We start from the raw sequence: 16,064 nt of genomic DNA on the forward strand, positions 1-16,064 counted from the left end.
ATGCATCCTGCACCAACCGCCGGCACGCCGGCCATGGCCTGGAGCGCAAGGCTGGCGCTGGGGCTGGTCCTGGCCCAGTTCGCCCTGGCCGGGGCGGCCCTGTACGCCAGCCCCGCGGTGTGGGCGGCGCATGGCGCGGTCGGTTCCAGCGTGCTGCTGCCGGTGGTGGCGATGCTGGTGCACAGCAGGCAAGGGCAGGGGTTTGCCCACCTGCGGCCAGGGGTGTGGGGCCTGCTCGTGCTGTACCTGGCCCAGGTGCTGCTGGCGGTGCTCTCCGAGCGGCCCGAAATGCTGGCACTGCGCGCCGCGCATGTGGGCAATGCAGCCCTGGTGCTGTGCGCGAGCTTCTGGCTGGTGCTGCGCACCTGGGTGACCCGCGATGGCTTGTCGACCGCCTCACGGTAGGGCGGTCGACAAGCCCTGATCCAGAGGCGGTCAGGAACCGGGTCCGGGATCTGGAATGCCCCGGCATGGCCGGGGACGCAGGGTCTATGCCGTGAACTGCAGCGCCGCCAGCCGCGCGTAGATGCCATCGGCCGCCAGCAGGTCGGCATGCGTGCCTTGCTCCACGATGCGGCCATGCTCCAGCACCACGATGCGGTCGGCGTTCTGCACGGTGGCCAGGCGGTGGGCGATCACGAGGGTGGTGCGCTGGCCCGTGTGGCGCTGCATGGCAGTGTCCAGGGCCGCCTGTACCATGCGCTCGCTCTCTGCGTCGAGCGCGCTGGTGGCCTCGTCGAGCAGCAGCAGGGGCGGGTTCTTGAGCATGGCGCGGGCAATCGCGATGCGCTGGCGCTGGCCGCCGGACAGGCGCACGCCGCGTTCCCCGAGGAAGGTGCCGTAGCCCTCGGGCAGCGCCGTCAGGAAGTCGTGTGCAAAGGCCGAGCGCGCGGCGGCCATCACCTCATCGTCCGTCGCACCGGGCCGGCCATAGCGGATGTTCTCCATCGCCGATGAGGAGAAGATCACCGCATCCTGCGGCACCACGCCGACATGCGAGCGCAGCTCGGTCAGGGGCAGGGCGCGGATGTCCATGCCGTTCAGGCGGATGGCACCCCGCAGAGCGCCGTCGCCCGCGGCATCCACGTCGTAGAAGCGCTGCAGCAGTTGGAACACCGTGGTCTTGCCCGCGCCGCTGGCACCCACCAGGGCCACGGTCTCGCCTGCGGCCAGCTGCAGGTTGAAGTCCTGCAGCGCCGGCTGGTCGGGGCGCGAGGGGTAGTGGAAGTCGACCTGGTCGAAGGCCACGGTCAGGCCCTTGCCGGTGCCGGGCAAGGCCAGGGGCGCAGCCGGCTCGGCCACCGGCGAGCGGCTGCCGAGCAGCTCCATCAAGCGCTCGGTGGCACCGGCCGCGCGCAGCAGGTCGCCATACACCTCGCCGAGCACGGCCACGGAGCCTGCCAGCAGGATCACGTAGACGACGGTCTGCCCCAGGTGCCCGGCCGTCATCTTGCCGGCCAGCACGGCCTGCGTGCCCTGGTACAGGCCCCACAGCAGCAGGGCCGCATTGGCGATGATGATGAAGGCCACCAGCACCGCGCGCGACAGGGTGCGCCGCACGGCCACGTGGAAGGCGTTCTCGGTGGCCTGCGAGAAGCGCTGCGCCTCGCGCGGCTCGGCGGTGTAGCTCTGCACCACGGGGATGGCGTTGAGCACCTCGGCCGCGATGGCGCTCGAGTCGGCCACGCGGTCCTGGCTGTCACGCGAAAGGCGCCGCACGCGCCGCCCGATCCACATCGTGGGCACCACCACCAGCACGATGGCCAGCAGCACCCAGGACATCACGTAGGGATTGGTCCACACCAGCATGGCCAGCGCGCCGATGCCCATGACCGCATTGCGCAGCCCCATGGACAGGGACGAGCCCACCACCGTCTGCACCAGGGTCGTGTCCGCCGTCAGGCGCGAGAGCACCTCGCCGGTCTGGGTGGTCTCGAAGAACTGCGGGCTTTGCTGCAGCACATGGCCGTACACCGCATTGCGCAGGTCGGCCGTCACACGCTCGCCCAGCCAGCTCACCATGTAGAAGCGCCCGGCCGAGAACACACCGAGCGCAATCGCCACGGCGAACAGGGCTTCGAAATGGTCGCGCAGCGCCATGGTCTGCTCGCCCCTGTCGGCGTTGACCAGGCCGCCATCGACCAGCGTGCGCAGTGCGATGGGGAACGCCAGCGTGGCCAGCGCCGCGAGCACCAGGAACAGGCCGGACAGGGCGATGCGCCCGCTGTACGGACGCAGGAAAGGCAGCAGGCCGGTCAGGGAGCGCGGTGCCCCGCGCGCAGGGGAGGGGGAGGATGCCATGCGCCCAGTGTAGGGCGGCGGCTTGCACGCGGGAGGTGGGCCGGCGGCTCCATACAGGTGGACACATGCCGCTGCCTGTGCAGACGGCGTGTTCACCAGTCAGTAAAAAGTCAGCCTGAGGGCTTGGCGCTGGCAATGGCCAAGAGGGCCGCACACCGGGCCACCGCGCCCTGTTTCAGAGGAAGCATCCGGGTATACGAGCATGCCCTCGGAGCGCCGCACGCAGCACCGCACTGTCACCTAGGCGTTTATACATAGGCATTAGTCCCAGTATCTGCGCAGGGGCCCACCCGCATACGATGCGTTGCAACAACAAATAAGTATGCATGGAGACCTTGCCGCAAGGCTCTCCCACACCGCACACCACGGAGCAGCCAAGGCGCAATGAGCGACGTCATCCTCGAAACCACCAGCCTGACCAAAGAGTTCAAGGGCTTCACCGCAGTCAGCGATGTGAACCTGGCCGTGCGCCGGGGTTCCATCCATGCGCTGATCGGCCCCAATGGTGCAGGCAAGACCACATGCTTCAACCTGCTGACCAAGTTCCTGGAACCCACGTCGGGCGTCATCCGCTTCAACGGCCATGACATCACGCGCGAGCAGCCCGCACAGATCGCGCGCCGCGGCGTGATCCGCTCGTTCCAGATCTCGGCCGTGTTCCCGCACCTCACGCTGATGGAGAACGTGCGCCTGGGCCTGCAGCGCAAGCTCGGTACCTCGTTCCACTTCTGGCGCAGCGAACGCAGCCTGCACCAGCTCGACGACCGGGCCATGCAGCTGCTGACCGAGGTCGGCCTGGCCGACGTCGCCGACGAAGTCACCGTGAACCTGCCCTATGGCAGGAAGCGCGCGCTGGAGATCGCCACCACGCTGGCCATGGAGCCCGAGCTCATGCTGCTCGACGAGCCCACCCAGGGCATGGGCCACGAGGACGTGGACCGAGTCACCCAGCTCATCAAGAAGGTCTCGGCCGGCCGCACCATCCTCATGGTGGAGCACAACATGAAGGTGGTATCCACCATCGCCGACCGCATCACCGTGCTGCAGCGCGGCGCCGTGCTGGCCGAAGGCCCGTATGCCGAGGTATCGAACAACCCGCAAGTGATGGAAGCCTACATGGGCACCACCGACGGCCAACTCCAGGGAGCCCATTGAATGAAGCTCCCCCTGAGTCGCTTCGCGCCTTCCCCCTCTCTCGACTCGCTGCGCGATTCGGGAGGGGGACGCCCCCAGCGCGGCGGGGCGGCCCTTGCGCGGGGGCACTGGCCTGGTGCGTGCCGGTTTCGTGGGCTGCAGGTGGCGCGTAGCGCAATGGATAACTGAGATGGCAAATTCCCCAATCAATAACGGCGTGCCTGCGCTGGAAATCAAGGGCCTAGAAGCCTGGTACGGCGAATCGCATGTGCTGCACGGCGTGGACATCGTCGTGCAGCCCGGCGAGGTCGTGACCCTGCTGGGCCGCAACGGCGCCGGCCGCACCACCACCATGCGCGCCATCATGGGGCTCACGGGGGCACGCAAGGGCTCGGTGAAGATCAACGGCGTGGAAACCGTGGCCATGGCCACGCACCGCATCGCCCACTTGGGCGTGGGCTACTGCCCCGAAGAGCGCGGCATCTTCTCCAGCCTCTCGTGCGAGGAAAACCTGCTCCTGCCCCCGGCGCTCAAGACCGGCACGCCCGGCATGTCGGTGCAGGAGATCTATGCCATGTTCCCGAATCTGGCCGAGCGCAGGAACAGCCAGGGCACGCGCCTGTCCGGCGGCGAGCAGCAGATGCTGGCCGTGGCCCGCATCCTGCGCACGGGTGCCAAGCTGCTGCTGCTCGACGAAATTTCCGAAGGCCTGGCGCCCGTGATCGTGCAGGCCCTGGCGCGCATGATCACCATGCTGCGCGAGAAGGGCTACACGGTGGTCATGGTGGAGCAGAACTTCCGCTTTGCCGCGCCGCTGGCCGACCGCTTCTACGTCATGGAGCATGGCCGCATCGTCGAGAAGTTCGGTGCCGCCGAGCTCGAAGCCAAGATGCCGGTGCTCACCGAGCTGCTGGGCGTCTGACCCGACCCGCAGCCCCCTTGCGAAGACCCTACCCCCGATTCTTCACCACCACCACCACACCTACAGGAGACAAACCATGAAGAACCAACTCAAAGTGCTGGCCCTGATGCTCGGCGCCGCCGGTCTTGCGACGTCGGCCGCGCACGCGCAGGACAAGGTCAAGATCGGTTTCATCACCGACATGTCCAGCCTGTACGCCGACGTGGAAGGCAAGAACGGCGCGCTGGCCATCCAGATGGCCATCGACGATTTCGGCGGCAAGGTGCTGGGCATGCCCATCGAGCTGCTCAGCGCCGACCACCAGAACAAGGCCGACATCGCCGCCTCCAAGGCGCGCGAGTGGATCGACACGCAGGGCCTGACGATGATCTTCGGCGGCACCAACTCCGGCACCGCCCTGGCCACGGCCAAGGTGGCATCCGAGAAGAAGCGCGTGTACATCAACAACGGCGCGGCCAGCTCGGCGCTGACCAACGAACAGTGCTCGCCCTACACCGTGCACTACGCCTACGACACCGTGGCGCTGGCCAAGGGCACGGGCTCGGCCATCGTCGATACCGGTGGCAAGAGCTGGTACTTCCTGACCGCCGACTATGCCTTCGGCCATGCACTCGAAGCCGACACCACCACCGTGGTCAAGGCCAAGGGCGGCAACGTGGTGGGTGCCGTGCGCCACCCGCTCAACGCCTCGGACTTCTCGTCCTTCCTGCTGCAGGCACAGAACTCCAAGGCCCAGATCCTGGGCCTGGCCAACGCCGGCGGCGACACCATCAACGCCATCAAGGCCGCCAAGGAATTCGGCATTGGCAAGACCATGAAGCTCGCCGGCCTGCTGATCTTCATCAGCGACGTGCACAGCCTGGGCCTGCGCAACACCGAAGGCCTGCAGTTCACCACCAGCTGGTACTGGGACCTGAACGACGAGACGCGCAAGTTCTCTGCCCGCTTCTTCGAGAAGGCCAAGCGCATGCCCACCGAAATCCAGGCCGCCGACTACTCGGCCACCATGAACTACCTCAAGGCCGTGGAAGCCGCCAAGAGCATCGATGCCGACAAGGTCATGACCACCTGGCGCGGCATGAAGATGAACGACTTCTTCGGTTCGGGCCAGCTGCGCGCCGACGGCCGCTACGTGCACGACATGTACCTCATGGAAGTGAAGAAGCCTTCGGAGTCCACCAAGCCCTGGGACTACTACAAGCTCGTGAAGAAGCTGCCCGGCGACACGGTGTTCACCACCAAGGCCGAGAGCAAGTGCCCGCTCTGGAAATAAGCCTTTTCTCGACCTGACCCGAACCCCCTTCGCACCTCCTGCCGCTCTCGCCCATGGAAATCTTTGGTGTCTCATTGCCAGGCCTGTTGAGCCAGCTCCTCCTGGGGCTGGTCAACGGATCCTTTTATGCAATCCTCAGCCTGGGGCTGGCCGTGATCTTCGGCCTGCTCAACGTCATCAACTTTGCGCATGGTGCGCTGTTCATGACGGGGGCATTGATCACCTGGATGGCCATGAACTACCTGGGGCTCGGCTACTGGTGGATGCTGGTGCTGGCGCCGCTGGTGGTGGGGGTGTTCGGGGTGGTGATCGAGCGCTTGCTGCTGCGCTGGATCTACAAGCTCGACCACCTGTACGGGCTGCTGCTCACGCTGGGCCTCACGCTGCTGATCGAAGGGGTGTTCCGCTCCATCTACGGCGTGTCGGGCCTGGGCTATGACACGCCCGAGCTGCTCGAAGGCGCGACCAACCTCGGCTTCATGATCATGCCCAACTACCGCGCATGGGTCGTGGTGGCTTCGGTCGTGGTCTGCCTGGCCACCTGGTACGTGATCGAGAAGACCAAGCTCGGCGCCTACCTGCGCGCCGGCACCGAAAACCCCCGCCTGGTGGAAGCCTTCGGCATCAACGTGCCGGTGATGGTGACCCTGACCTACGCCTTCGGCGCAGCCCTTGCCGCATTTGCCGGCGTGCTCGCCGCGCCGGTCTACCAGGTCACGCCGCTGATGGGGCAGAACCTCATCATCGTGGTCTTTGCCGTGGTGGTGATCGGCGGCATGGGCTCCATCATGGGCTCCATCCTCACCGGCCTGGGCCTGGGCGTCATCGAAGGTTTCACCAAGGTGTTCTACCCCGAAGCATCGTCGACCGTGGTGTTCGTCATCATGGTCATCGTTCTCCTCATCCGCCCCGCCGGCCTGTTCGGCAAAGAGAAGTAAGCAGGGGCCGCTCGCATGAATCTCAAGAACCTCGCCCCCATCGGCTACGGCCTGCTGCTGCTGGGCCTGATCGCCGCGCCTTTTCTGGGCGCCTACCCCGTCTTCGTGATGAAGCTCATGTGCTTTGCACTGTTCGCTTCCGCGTTCAACCTGCTGCTTGGCTTCACCGGCCTGCTGTCCTTCGGCCATGCGGCCTTCCTGGGCGGCGCCGCCTACGTGGCCGGCCACGCCATCAAGGTGTGGGGCCTCACGCCCGAAGTGGGCCTGCTGCTGGGCACGGCCGGCGGCGCCTTGCTGGGCCTGCTGTTCGGCTGGCTGGCCATCCGCCGCCAGGGTATCTATTTCTCGATGATCACGCTGGCCTTGGCGCAGATGCTGTTCTTCGCCTGCCTGCAAGCCCCGTTCACCGGCGGCGAGGACGGCCTGCAGGGCGTGCCCCGCGGCAAGCTGTTCGGCGTCATCAGCCTGCAGAGCGACCTGGTGATGTACTACGTGGCGCTGGTCATCGTGGTGCTGGCCTTCCTGGTCATCGTGCGCACCATCCACTCGCCGTTCGGGCAGGTGCTCAAGGGCATCAAGGAGAACGAGCCGCGCGCCATCTCCCTGGGTTACGACACGCACCGCTTCAAGCTGCTGGCTTTTGTTCTCTCGGCCGCACTGGCCGGGCTGGCGGGCTCGCTCAAGACCTTGGTGCTGGGTTTTGCCACCTTGTCCGACGTGCACTGGACGGCTTCGGGGCAGGTGATCCTGATGACCCTCGTGGGCGGTCTTGGGACCCTCTCCGGACCGCTGATCGGGTCGGCTGTGGTGGTGATGCTGGAGAACAAGATCGGTGAGTTCGGCAACCTGCTGGCTGCGCTTACCAGCGTCGAATGGTTCAAGACGCTGGGTGAGTCGGTCACCATGGTCACTGGCTTGATCTTCGTGATCTGTGTGCTGGCGTTCCGCCGCGGGATCATGGGGGAGATCATTGCCTGGCTTGCCAGCCGTCGGGCATCCGGTCCTCGGCACTGAGGTTCTTGTTGGCCCCATGCCTTTGTTGGGGGCGGGAGCCGGGATGTGCGCCCGGCGGCGCAGTAACTTTCTCTTGAGTCGCCAAGAGAAAGTCACCAAAGAGAGGGCGACCCCCAGTCTGCGTCCCCCGTTCGCCCTGTCGGGCAAACGGGGGCAGCCTGCGATGCTCGGATCTGGGGTGGTGCCGCAGAACTCGCTGCGTTCTTCGAACTCCGCTCAAACAGCTGCGGCAAGTCAGATCACGAAGCGTGTGTGTCCTTCGGCACACACGCCCACCCCAGCTCCTGCGCTTCTCGGCGCAGCCAGCAGGGGTGGGGAGCGGGGACAAAGACGGCTGCTGCTTCGCAGCTGCGCCTGGGGTCGGTGACACGCTACGCGCTCCCGACAGGCCGAAGCGCAGCGAGGCAAATGAGGCCGAGCGCAGCGATGGCCCGTGTGGGGCCCCCAATCCCTTCTGACCGTGCCGAGAAGCGCAGGGCCTGGGGTGAGCGCGTGCCGAAGGACACGCGCATCGTTGTCTGACTCACCGCGGATGTTTGAGCGGAGTTGCCTCGCAGAGGCAACGCAGCGAGTTCCGCGGTGCACCCCAGGACCGAGCATCGCAGGTTGCCCGTAGCGAAGCGAAGGGACACGGGCAGCGGGGTCGCCTTTTCTTTGCCTACTTTCTTTTGGCGAAGCAAAAGACAAGTAGGTGCGCCGCCGGGCGCACACCCCGGCCTCCGCCCTCAACCAAGGCACGCTGCAAGCACCAAGCACCGACTACAACTTCAACGCCCTCGCATACCCCGTCATCTCCAGATACCCCTTCCCCACCACCCGCCCATCCCGCACCAACTCCGACAAACCCTCCCAGTAGATCGCCCCCGTCGACGCACTGCTATCGAGCTCCTGGCTGTCCAGCAGACTCCGCACCTCAAACACACCGACCGGCGTCTGCACCCGCCACTGCACGGGATAGCGCGCCCCGCTCACCGGACTCGTCCACCACCGCTGGGCGGTGAACACCACCTCACCCGCATCGAAGATGCGCGCAGCCGCCTGCCCGGGCGCACGGAACGAACCCCCACCCCACAACGCCGACCCATCCTCGCGCCGCAGATGGAACGCCGTGAGCGCACTGCCGTCGAGCAGGTTCATCCCGATCCAGTCCCACCCCCGCGCCTCGGGGTGCATCAGCGCTTCGCTCCACTCGTGGTCCATCCAGGCGCGGCCACTGCCTGGGGCTATGGCCATGCGCTGGCCATCGAGCACGATGGCGCCGCCCACCGCCAGCTGCGGCTGGCTGTAGTAGTAGCTGGCCTGGGTGCTGTCGGGCCCCTTGCGCGACAGACCCTCGCGGCCCTGCAGCAGCACGGGCTGGGTGGCGTCGCACTGCAGCTGCAGGCCGAAGTGCTCGCCCTCTATGTGCGCGGTACAGCGGCCGCCCTTGCCGTCCGGCAGGTCGCTGCGCACCAGGCGCCAGTCCTGCAGGCGGATGGCGGTATCGGTCTCGCTGGCCTGGGCCACCCCGAAGCCCGCGCGCGCGATGCGCTGGTCGTGGTGCAGGCGCCGGCCTTTCAGGTCGGTGAGCGCTGCATGGGCGAACAGCAGTTGCTTCGCGGCAAAGGCCGATTGGATGCCCTGCGCGGCATCCACGCGCGAGCGAAAGAACGTGACCTGGAAGCCCCATTCGCGCCCGCCTGCCTGCGCATGGCCGGTGATGTACCACCACTCGGTGCGCAGCTCGGGGTGGCTGCCATGGTCGCGCGGAAAGGCCAGTGCGCGCGCAGGCAGGGCGTGCGCGCTGCCCGGCCAGGCCGTGGTGGTTGCTGCTGTCGTGGCGCCGGCCATGGCCAGCACCAGCGCCTGCCGTCGCGAGGGCATGGCCTCAGTCCATCAGCGCCTGCACCTGGCGCTGGGCCTCGGTGCAGTCGCCGAAGTTCGTGGCCACCCAATCGGCGTTGAAATAGGTAGGCAGGTAGCGCTCGCCCGCATCGCACAGCAGCGACAGGATGGAACCCTGCTCGCCGCGCTCGCGCATCTCGCGCGCCAGCGTGAGCATTGCCACGAAGTTGGTGCCGGTGGAAGGCCCCACGCGCCGCCCGAGCAATTGCGACAGGGCCTGCATGGCGGCCACCGACTCCACGTCGGCCACTTCCTGCATGCGGTCCACCAGGGTGCGGATGAAGCTCGGCTCCACGCGCGGGCGGCCGATGCCCTCGATGCGCGAGCCGGGTGCGGTCAGCGTGGCATCGCCCGTGCGGTGGTAGGCGCTGAACACCGAGCCCGCCGGGTCGGCCACGCAGACCTCGGTGGTGTGCTGCTGGTAGCGCAGGTAGCGGCCGATGGTGGCACTGGTGCCGCCCGTGCCTGCCCCCACCACGATCCAGCGCGGCACGGGGTGGGGCTCGCGCGCCATCTGGGTGAACATGCTCTCGGCGATGTTGTTGTTGCCGCGCCAGTCGGTGGCGCGCTCGGCATAGGTGAACTGGTCCATGTAGTGGCCACCCGCCTGCTCGGCGATGGCGCGGGCCTCTTCGTACACCTGGCCTGCGCTGTCCACGAGGTGGCAGCGCCCGCCGTGGAACTCGATCTGCGCGATCTTCTCGGGCGAGGTGCTGCGTGGCATCACGGCCACGAAGGGCAGGCCCAGCAGGCGTGCGAAATAGGCCTCGCTCACGGCGGTGGAGCCGCTCGACGATTCGACCACGGTCGAGCCCTCGCTGATCCAGCCATTGCACAGCGCATACAGGAACAGCGAGCGCGCCAGCCGGTGCTTGAGGCTGCCCGTCGGGTGGGTGGACTCGTCCTTGAGGTACAGGTCGATGCCGTGCGCGCCATACGCGGGCAGGCGCAGCGGGATCAGGTGCGTGTCGGCACTGCGCTGGTAGTCGGCTTCGATGCGGGCGATGGCGTTGTGCAGCCAGGCGCTGGCATGCACGGGCGGCAGGGTCTTGGTGGCAGCGGTCATGAAGGGATTGTCTCGCAGTGCCTGCGGCCGCCCCACCGGGCTTACCAGTCTTCCTTCACGGCCATCACCGCATCGCGCCCGGCAGCGGCCCGCCCGGCGAGCCAGGCCGTCACCGTGCCCGAGACCACTACGGCCGCGCACAGCGCCGCCAGCCGCCAGGGCGGGATGCGCAGGTCCATGGTCCAGTGAAAGCTCTGCGGGTTCACCACATGCACCAGCACCACCGACACGGCCAGGCCCAGCAGCAGGCCCGCGACCGCGCCCACCCCGGTCCAGGCCGCGCCCTCGGCGGCCACCACGGCCAGGATCTGGCGGCGCGTGAGGCCCAGGTGTGCCAGCAGCCCGAACTCCTTGCGCCGCGCCAGCACCTGGGCGCTGAAGCTCGCGGCCACGCCGAACAGGCCGATGCCGATGGCCACGGCCTGCAGCCAGTAGGTGACGGCAAAGCTGCGGTCGAAGATGTGCAGCGAGCGCTCGCGGATCGCGCTGGCGGACATGAATTCCAGGGGCAGCGTGCCGGTGCCACCGGTCGCTGCCAGGTCACGGATGGCTTGCTGCAAGGCCGCCAGGTCGGCCCCTTCCCGCGGCCACAGGGCCAGGTCGCTGGTGCGCGCATCGCCCGTGAGACGCAGGTAGTCCGCCCGGTCCAGCGCCACCGCGCCCGACTGGCGCGCGTAGTCGCGCCAGACCCCGGCGATGAAGAAGCGCGGTGCATCCACCTTGGTGCTGAAGGCCCGCGACAGCCCATCCCACTGCATGCCCGGAGCCAGGCCATAGAGGTCCACCACGGCCTCGCTGATGTAGATGCCCATGCTGCCCGCAGGCACCGGCAGGGCCGTGCCCACCAGCGGCAGCTGGCGTGCCGGGTCGGCACCCAGCGGGCGGCTGATGAGCATGAGCGCAGGGCGCGAGGCGTCGAGCTGCAGGGGGCTGGCGCGCAGCGGCTGCACGCGCGCCATGCCCGGCAGCTGTGCCACGGCCTCGGCAAAGCCGGCGGGCAGCAGGGCCGCTTCGCTGCCCGCCCCGCCCAGGGCCGAGCGCACATACAGCGGCGAGGGCAGCACCCCGTCGAGCCACTGTGCGACCGAGCCGCGAAAGCTCGAGACCATCACCGTCAGTGCCACGGCCAGGCTCAGGCTGGCCACCACACCGCCCACGGCAATCGTGGCGCTGCCGCGCATGCGGCGCGCGCGCTCCAGCGCCAGCAGGGGCAGGGCGTGCTTCGCGGCCAGCGGCTGCAGCCGCGCCAGCAGCGCCGCCATGCCGCGGGGCAGCAAGGCGATGCCGCCCACGAGCAGCAGCGCAATGGCGCCGTAGGCCGCCAGCGGAATGCCGCCCAAGGGCGGAGCGAAAGACAGCGCCACGCCTGCCAGCACCAGGGCCAGGCCCACGCTGCCCCGGTCGGCCCGGGCGCTGGCGCCGCCCAGGCCCTTGAGGGTTTGCGCGGGTGGCAGGCTCTGCGCTGCGCGCGCCGGCCACCAGCCACCGGTCAATGCGGCGGCAATGCCCAGCGCGCCATAGATGGCTGCGGCCGGCGCGCTCCACTGCAACGCCGGCTGCACGCCCGCGAAGTAACCGCCACCCAGGTCGCCGCCCAGCAGGCGCAGTGCCGCCGCAGCCAGGCCCGTGCCCAGCGCGATGCCTGCCACGCTGCCCAGCACGCCCAGCGCCGCCGATTCGGCCAGTACCAGGGCCAGGCGCTGGCGCGGCGTGGCACCGAGCACGGCCAGCAACGCGAACTGCGGCCCGCGCTGGGCCACGCTGAGCGCCAGCACCGAAAACACCAGGAAGGCCCCTGTGAACAGCGCCACCAGCGCCAGCACCGTGAGGTTGACGCGGTAGGCGCGCGACAGGTTGCTGATGCGCTGCGCCGCGTCGCCGGGCTCGGCCAGCAGGGCCTGGGCCGGCCAGCCGGGCAGGGCGCGCAGCCCCTGCGCGAAGGCCGTGCGGTCGGTACCGGCCTGCAGCTGCAAATCGATGCGGCTCAACTGGCCGCCGCGGCCGAACAGGTCCTGCGCGGCACCGATGTCCATCACCGCCAGCGGCGCACCGCCCGCGCCCACGGTGCCCGCCACGCGCACGGCCAGGCGCTGCTGGCCGGTGTGCAGCGTGATCTGCGGCAGGGGGGGGCCGGCCGCGCCGGACGGTGCGGTGGACAAGCCCAGCGCCTGCAGCGCCGAGGGGTTGAGGAACACGGTGTCCGGCGCAAACAGCGCAAAGCGGTCTGCGCGGGCCCAGGGGCGCGGCATGAGGGCCGGGGCCATGCCGGGCAACAGCAGGGCATCGGCCCCCAGCACGCGCAGTGGCACGCGCGCGGCCTGGGCCCCCGAGGCCCCGGCGGGCGCTGCCACGGCCGACAGCTCCAGCACCGGGCTGGCCCGTGTCACCTGTGGGTGCGTGGCCATGCGCCCGTACCAGGCTTCGTCCAGGTGGCCCTGCATGGCGCGCAGCTCCAGGTCGGGCTGGCCATTGACGGCACGCACCGCCTGCGAGAACTCATCGAGTGCCGAGGCATTGATCACGTGCACCGCAAAGGCCAGCGCCACGCCCAGCATCACGGCGACCACGGCCGCCAGGCTGCGCCATGGGTGGTGGCGCAGGTCCTGCCAGGAGAAGGTGCGCAGCAGGGCAAGCATGGCAGGTTGTGGCTGCGGTGTCAGCCCGCGCCGATGCCGCCGCTGGTCAGCCGCAGCACCCGGTCGGCGCGTGCGGCCGCCGCGTCCGAGTGCGTGACCAGCACCAGCGAAGCGCCGTGTTCGCGTGTCTGCGCGAGCAGCAGGTCCATCACCCGCGCGGCGGTGGTGGGGTCGAGGTTGCCCGTGGGTTCGTCGGCCAGCAGCAGGGCGGGGCGGTGCACCAGGGCGCGGGCGATGGCCACGCGCTGCAGCTGGCCACCGCTGAGCTGCTGGGGCAGGCGCGCGCCCAGGTCCGCCAGGCCCACGGCCGTGAGCATCTGCTGCACGCGCGCGGGTTCGTTCTGGCCCAGCAGCATCAGCGGCAGGGCCACGTTCTGCGCCACGTCCAGGTGCGGCAGCACGTGGAAGGCCTGGAACACGAAGCCCACCTGCGCACGCCGCCACAGCGCGCGCGCCGTGTCGTCGAGCGCGCCCAGCTCGGTGCTGCCGTGCGTGATGCGCCCAGTGTCCCAGGTATCCAGGCCCGCCAGGCAGTTGAGCAAGGTGGACTTGCCCACCCCCGAGTCCCCCACGATGGCCACGAACTCGCCGGGCTGCACGGCAAAGTCGACACCGGCGAACACCGTGGCCTCGCCATAGTGCTTGCCCAGGCCGCTGACGGTGAGCGTGGCCGTCATCATGGCGCGGCAGTATCCAGCCGCGCCAGCACGGCCTGCACCAGCGCCGCCGTGGCATCGGGCTGGTCGCAGGCGATGGCATGGCGCGCGGGCATGCTGCGCAGCCAGGTGATCTGGCGCTTGGCCAACTGGCGCGTGGCGGCGATGCCGCGCTCGCGCAGGCTGTCCAGGGGGAAGTGGCCGTACAGGCTTTCCCAGGCCTGGCGGTAGCCCACGCAGCGCATGGAGGGCAGGTCCGGGTGCAGGTCGCCGCGCGCGTGCAAGGCCTTCACCTCGTCCAGAAAACCGGCCGCGAGCATGGCATCGAAGCGCAGGGCGATGCGCGCATGCAGCCAGGCGCGGTCCCCGGGCTCCAGGCTGAACAGGGCGGTGCTGGCCGCCAGGGGGCTGGGTGCCCGGTCCTTGGTCAGGTGGAAGCTCGACAGCGGCCGGCCCGAGACATGCCACACCTCCAGCGCGCGCTGGATGCGCTGGCTGTCGGCCGGCGCCAGCCGCGCCGCGGTGACCGGGTCCACGCGCGCCAGCTCGGCATGCAGCGCGGGCCAGCCCTGCTCGGCGGCCTGGGCTTCGATGCGTTCACGCACGCCGGGGTCGGCGGCGGGCATGTCGTCGATGCCGTCGACCAGCGCCTTGAAGTACAGCATGGTGCCGCCCACCAGCAGCGGCAGGGCGCCGCGCGCGCGGACCTCGGCGATGAGCCGGGTGGCGTCCTGCACGAACTCGGCCGCGCTGTAGGCCTGCAGCGGATCGCGGATGTCGATCAGGTGGTGCGGCACGGCGGCCAGCTCGTCCGCCGTGGGCTTGGCGGTGCCGATGTCCATGCCGCGGTAGACCAGGGCCGAGTCCACGCTGATGATCTCCACCGGCATGCGCGGTGCCAGCACGGCCGCCAGCGCCAGGGCGCCTGCGGTCTTGCCCGAGGCGGTGGGGCCGGCCAGCGCGACGGCTGGAAGGTGCTCAGGCGCGCTCACCCGGGTCTCCGAATTTCTGCACCAGTGTCCACGAGAGCACGGCCAGCACCACCGACCAGAACCAGATGCCGTTGACCAGCGGCCACACCGTGCCATCCAGGCGCAGGCCCAGCCAGGCGCCGATGCCGAAGGCCGCCAGCATCATCATGAAGCCATTGAGCGCCGAGGCCACGCCGGCGGCCTGCGGGAACGGCCCCACGGCACCACTTTGCCCGCAGGGCTGGTGGATGCCATGGGCCAGCATGAACAGCGAGAACGGCAGCAGCAGGGCCACCGGGTGGTGCCAGCCCAGGAAGGCGACCAACGCCATCAGCGTGCCCCCCGCCAGGCTCAGGCCGCCTGCGATGGCCACCGAGCGCTTGAGGCCGAAGCGGGCCAGCAGCCTGCGGCACAGGAAGGTGCCAGCGAAATAGGCCACGCAGGCCGACGCCATGGCCCCGCCGTACTGCGTGCGCGACAGGCCCAGCACGTCGATGAAGACGAAGGACGAGGACGCGAGAAAGGTGAACAGCCCGCCATAGGTGGCCGTGGTCTGCAGCGAGAAGGCCCAGAAGGTCGGGGTGCGCAGCACGTGCAGCCAGGTGGCCACCAGGGTGGCGGGCTGCAGCGCGCGCGGGTTGCGGTGCACCAGGGTTTCGGGCAGGCGCAGGGCCACCAGGGCCAGCGTGGCCACGGCATACGCCGTGAGGGCCGAGAGCGAGGCGCGCCAGCCCAGCCACTCGGCCAGCAGGCCGCCCAGCGGCGCGCAGATGCAGGCCACGAAGCCCAGGCCGGTGAGCGCCTTGGACATGGCGCGCGCGCCCTCCAGCGGGGTGTACAGGTCGCGCACGATGGCACGTGCGCACATCACCACCGAGCCCATGGCCGCCCCCTGGGCGATGCGCCACAGGATCAGCAGCGACATGTTGGGCGCCAGCACGCTGCCGATGGAGGCCACGGTGTAGATGGACAGGCCCACCAGCAGAATGGGCCGGCGGCCGAAGCGGTCCGACAGCGGGCCCCAGACCAGCTGCGAGGAGCCGAAGGCCAGCAGCAGGCCGCTGAGCGTGAGCTGGGCCACGGACACGGACGAGCCCAGGCTGCGCGTGAGCGCCGGCAGCGCCGGCAGGTACAGGTCGGTGGTGACGGGCTGGATGCTCAGCAGCAGGGCCAGGATCAGGATGGCCAGCGCCGGGGAAATGGCAGCGGGCGCGGCCGGATGGCCGGCGGTGGCGAAGGGGGCAGACATATCTGTCTGAGCGTACCAGA

13 protein-coding genes are annotated in these 16,064 nt (G+C 69.2%); 6 read left to right on the forward strand and 7 right to left on the reverse strand.

Features of this window, described 5'->3' with window-relative positions; all coding sequences use genetic code 11:
* A complete protein-coding gene (locus AC07PF_RS16490) occupies positions 1-405 on the forward strand; it encodes a DUF6220 domain-containing protein (protein WP_494612584.1) in 405 nt (134 codons plus the stop codon).
* 84 nt (positions 406-489) lie between these two features.
* Here the strand turns inward: AC07PF_RS16490 and AC07PF_RS16495 are convergent, their stop codons facing one another.
* Positions 490-2,301: an ABC transporter transmembrane domain-containing protein gene (locus AC07PF_RS16495; protein ID WP_494612585.1), complete on the reverse strand. Its 1,812-nt coding sequence runs from the start codon at positions 2,299-2,301 to the stop codon at positions 490-492.
* 384 nt (positions 2,302-2,685) lie between these two features.
* Here AC07PF_RS16495 and AC07PF_RS16500 point away from each other — a divergent pair, with 384 nt between their 5' ends.
* From AC07PF_RS16500 to AC07PF_RS16520, 5 genes are all read left to right on the forward strand, one after another.
* Positions 2,686-3,456 carry an ABC transporter ATP-binding protein gene (locus tag AC07PF_RS16500; protein WP_007857591.1) on the forward strand — a complete coding sequence of 257 codons (771 nt, stop codon included), beginning with the start codon at positions 2,686-2,688 and terminating at the stop codon, positions 3,454-3,456.
* 169 nt (positions 3,457-3,625) lie between these two features.
* Entirely contained in the window at positions 3,626-4,357 is a 732-nt protein-coding gene (locus AC07PF_RS16505; RefSeq protein WP_494604715.1) for an ABC transporter ATP-binding protein, read from the forward strand.
* A 76-nt stretch (positions 4,358-4,433) separates the two neighbouring features.
* A complete protein-coding gene (locus AC07PF_RS16510) occupies positions 4,434-5,630 on the forward strand; it encodes an ABC transporter substrate-binding protein (RefSeq protein ID WP_007857593.1) in 1,197 nt (398 codons plus the stop codon).
* Between the two features lie 53 nt (positions 5,631-5,683).
* On the forward strand, positions 5,684-6,568 hold the full coding sequence (locus AC07PF_RS16515) for a branched-chain amino acid ABC transporter permease (RefSeq protein ID WP_007857594.1): 885 nt from the start codon (positions 5,684-5,686) through the stop codon (positions 6,566-6,568).
* Positions 6,569-6,583: 15 nt separating this feature from the next.
* Complete coding sequence (locus AC07PF_RS16520; RefSeq protein ID WP_494612586.1) at positions 6,584-7,582, forward strand: branched-chain amino acid ABC transporter permease; 999 nt, start codon at positions 6,584-6,586, stop codon at positions 7,580-7,582.
* 759 nt (positions 7,583-8,341) lie between these two features.
* Here AC07PF_RS16520 and AC07PF_RS16525 read toward each other — a convergent pair.
* From AC07PF_RS16525 to AC07PF_RS16550, 6 genes are read right to left on the reverse strand one after another with little or no spacing between them, the layout of a single operon-like run.
* The gene (locus tag AC07PF_RS16525) at positions 8,342-9,445 is read right to left on the reverse strand and encodes a lipocalin-like domain-containing protein (RefSeq protein ID WP_494612587.1); all 1,104 of its coding nucleotides are present in this window, start codon (positions 9,443-9,445) and stop codon (positions 8,342-8,344) included.
* A 4-nt stretch (positions 9,446-9,449) separates the two neighbouring features.
* Positions 9,450-10,532 carry a PLP-dependent cysteine synthase family protein gene (locus AC07PF_RS16530; protein WP_494612588.1) on the reverse strand — a complete coding sequence of 361 codons (1,083 nt, stop codon included), beginning with the start codon at positions 10,530-10,532 and terminating at the stop codon, positions 9,450-9,452.
* Between the two features lie 41 nt (positions 10,533-10,573).
* Positions 10,574-13,168: an FtsX-like permease family protein gene (locus tag AC07PF_RS16535; protein WP_494612589.1), complete on the reverse strand. Its 2,595-nt coding sequence runs from the start codon at positions 13,166-13,168 to the stop codon at positions 10,574-10,576.
* 20 nt (positions 13,169-13,188) lie between these two features.
* Entirely contained in the window at positions 13,189-13,845 is a 657-nt protein-coding gene (locus AC07PF_RS16540) for an ABC transporter ATP-binding protein (RefSeq protein ID WP_035204320.1), read from the reverse strand.
* Positions 13,845-14,816 (reverse strand): tRNA (adenosine(37)-N6)-dimethylallyltransferase MiaA, encoded by a 972-nt coding sequence (gene miaA, locus AC07PF_RS16545; protein ID WP_494612590.1) that lies wholly within the window; start codon positions 14,814-14,816, stop codon positions 13,845-13,847. The genes AC07PF_RS16540 and miaA overlap by 1 nt, the downstream gene beginning before the upstream one ends.
* Positions 14,803-16,044: a multidrug effflux MFS transporter gene (locus tag AC07PF_RS16550; RefSeq protein WP_494612591.1), complete on the reverse strand. Its 1,242-nt coding sequence runs from the start codon at positions 16,042-16,044 to the stop codon at positions 14,803-14,805. Before AC07PF_RS16550 ends, miaA begins: the two co-directional genes overlap by 14 nt.
* Positions 16,045-16,064 lie beyond the last annotated feature (20 nt).

Source organism: Acidovorax sp. GW821-FHT10A04, assembly GCF_059415825.1.

Coding starts and splice junctions, on each gene's coding strand:
- AC07PF_RS16490 (WP_494612584.1), top strand. CDS start 1: ATGCATCCTGCACCAACCGCCGGCACGCCGGCCATGGCCTGGAGCGCA.
- AC07PF_RS16495 (WP_494612585.1), bottom strand. CDS start 2,301: ATGGCATCCTCCCCCTCCCCTGCGCGCGGGGCACCGCGCTCCCTGACC.
- AC07PF_RS16500 (WP_007857591.1), top strand. CDS start 2,686: ATGAGCGACGTCATCCTCGAAACCACCAGCCTGACCAAAGAGTTCAAG.
- AC07PF_RS16505 (WP_494604715.1), top strand. CDS start 3,626: ATGGCAAATTCCCCAATCAATAACGGCGTGCCTGCGCTGGAAATCAAG.
- AC07PF_RS16510 (WP_007857593.1), top strand. CDS start 4,434: ATGAAGAACCAACTCAAAGTGCTGGCCCTGATGCTCGGCGCCGCCGGT.
- AC07PF_RS16515 (WP_007857594.1), top strand. CDS start 5,684: ATGGAAATCTTTGGTGTCTCATTGCCAGGCCTGTTGAGCCAGCTCCTC.
- AC07PF_RS16520 (WP_494612586.1), top strand. CDS start 6,584: ATGAATCTCAAGAACCTCGCCCCCATCGGCTACGGCCTGCTGCTGCTG.
- AC07PF_RS16525 (WP_494612587.1), bottom strand. CDS start 9,445: ATGCCCTCGCGACGGCAGGCGCTGGTGCTGGCCATGGCCGGCGCCACG.
- AC07PF_RS16530 (WP_494612588.1), bottom strand. CDS start 10,532: ATGACCGCTGCCACCAAGACCCTGCCGCCCGTGCATGCCAGCGCCTGG.
- AC07PF_RS16535 (WP_494612589.1), bottom strand. CDS start 13,168: ATGCTTGCCCTGCTGCGCACCTTCTCCTGGCAGGACCTGCGCCACCAC.
- AC07PF_RS16540 (WP_035204320.1), bottom strand. CDS start 13,845: ATGACGGCCACGCTCACCGTCAGCGGCCTGGGCAAGCACTATGGCGAG.
- AC07PF_RS16550 (WP_494612591.1), bottom strand. CDS start 16,044: ATGTCTGCCCCCTTCGCCACCGCCGGCCATCCGGCCGCGCCCGCTGCC.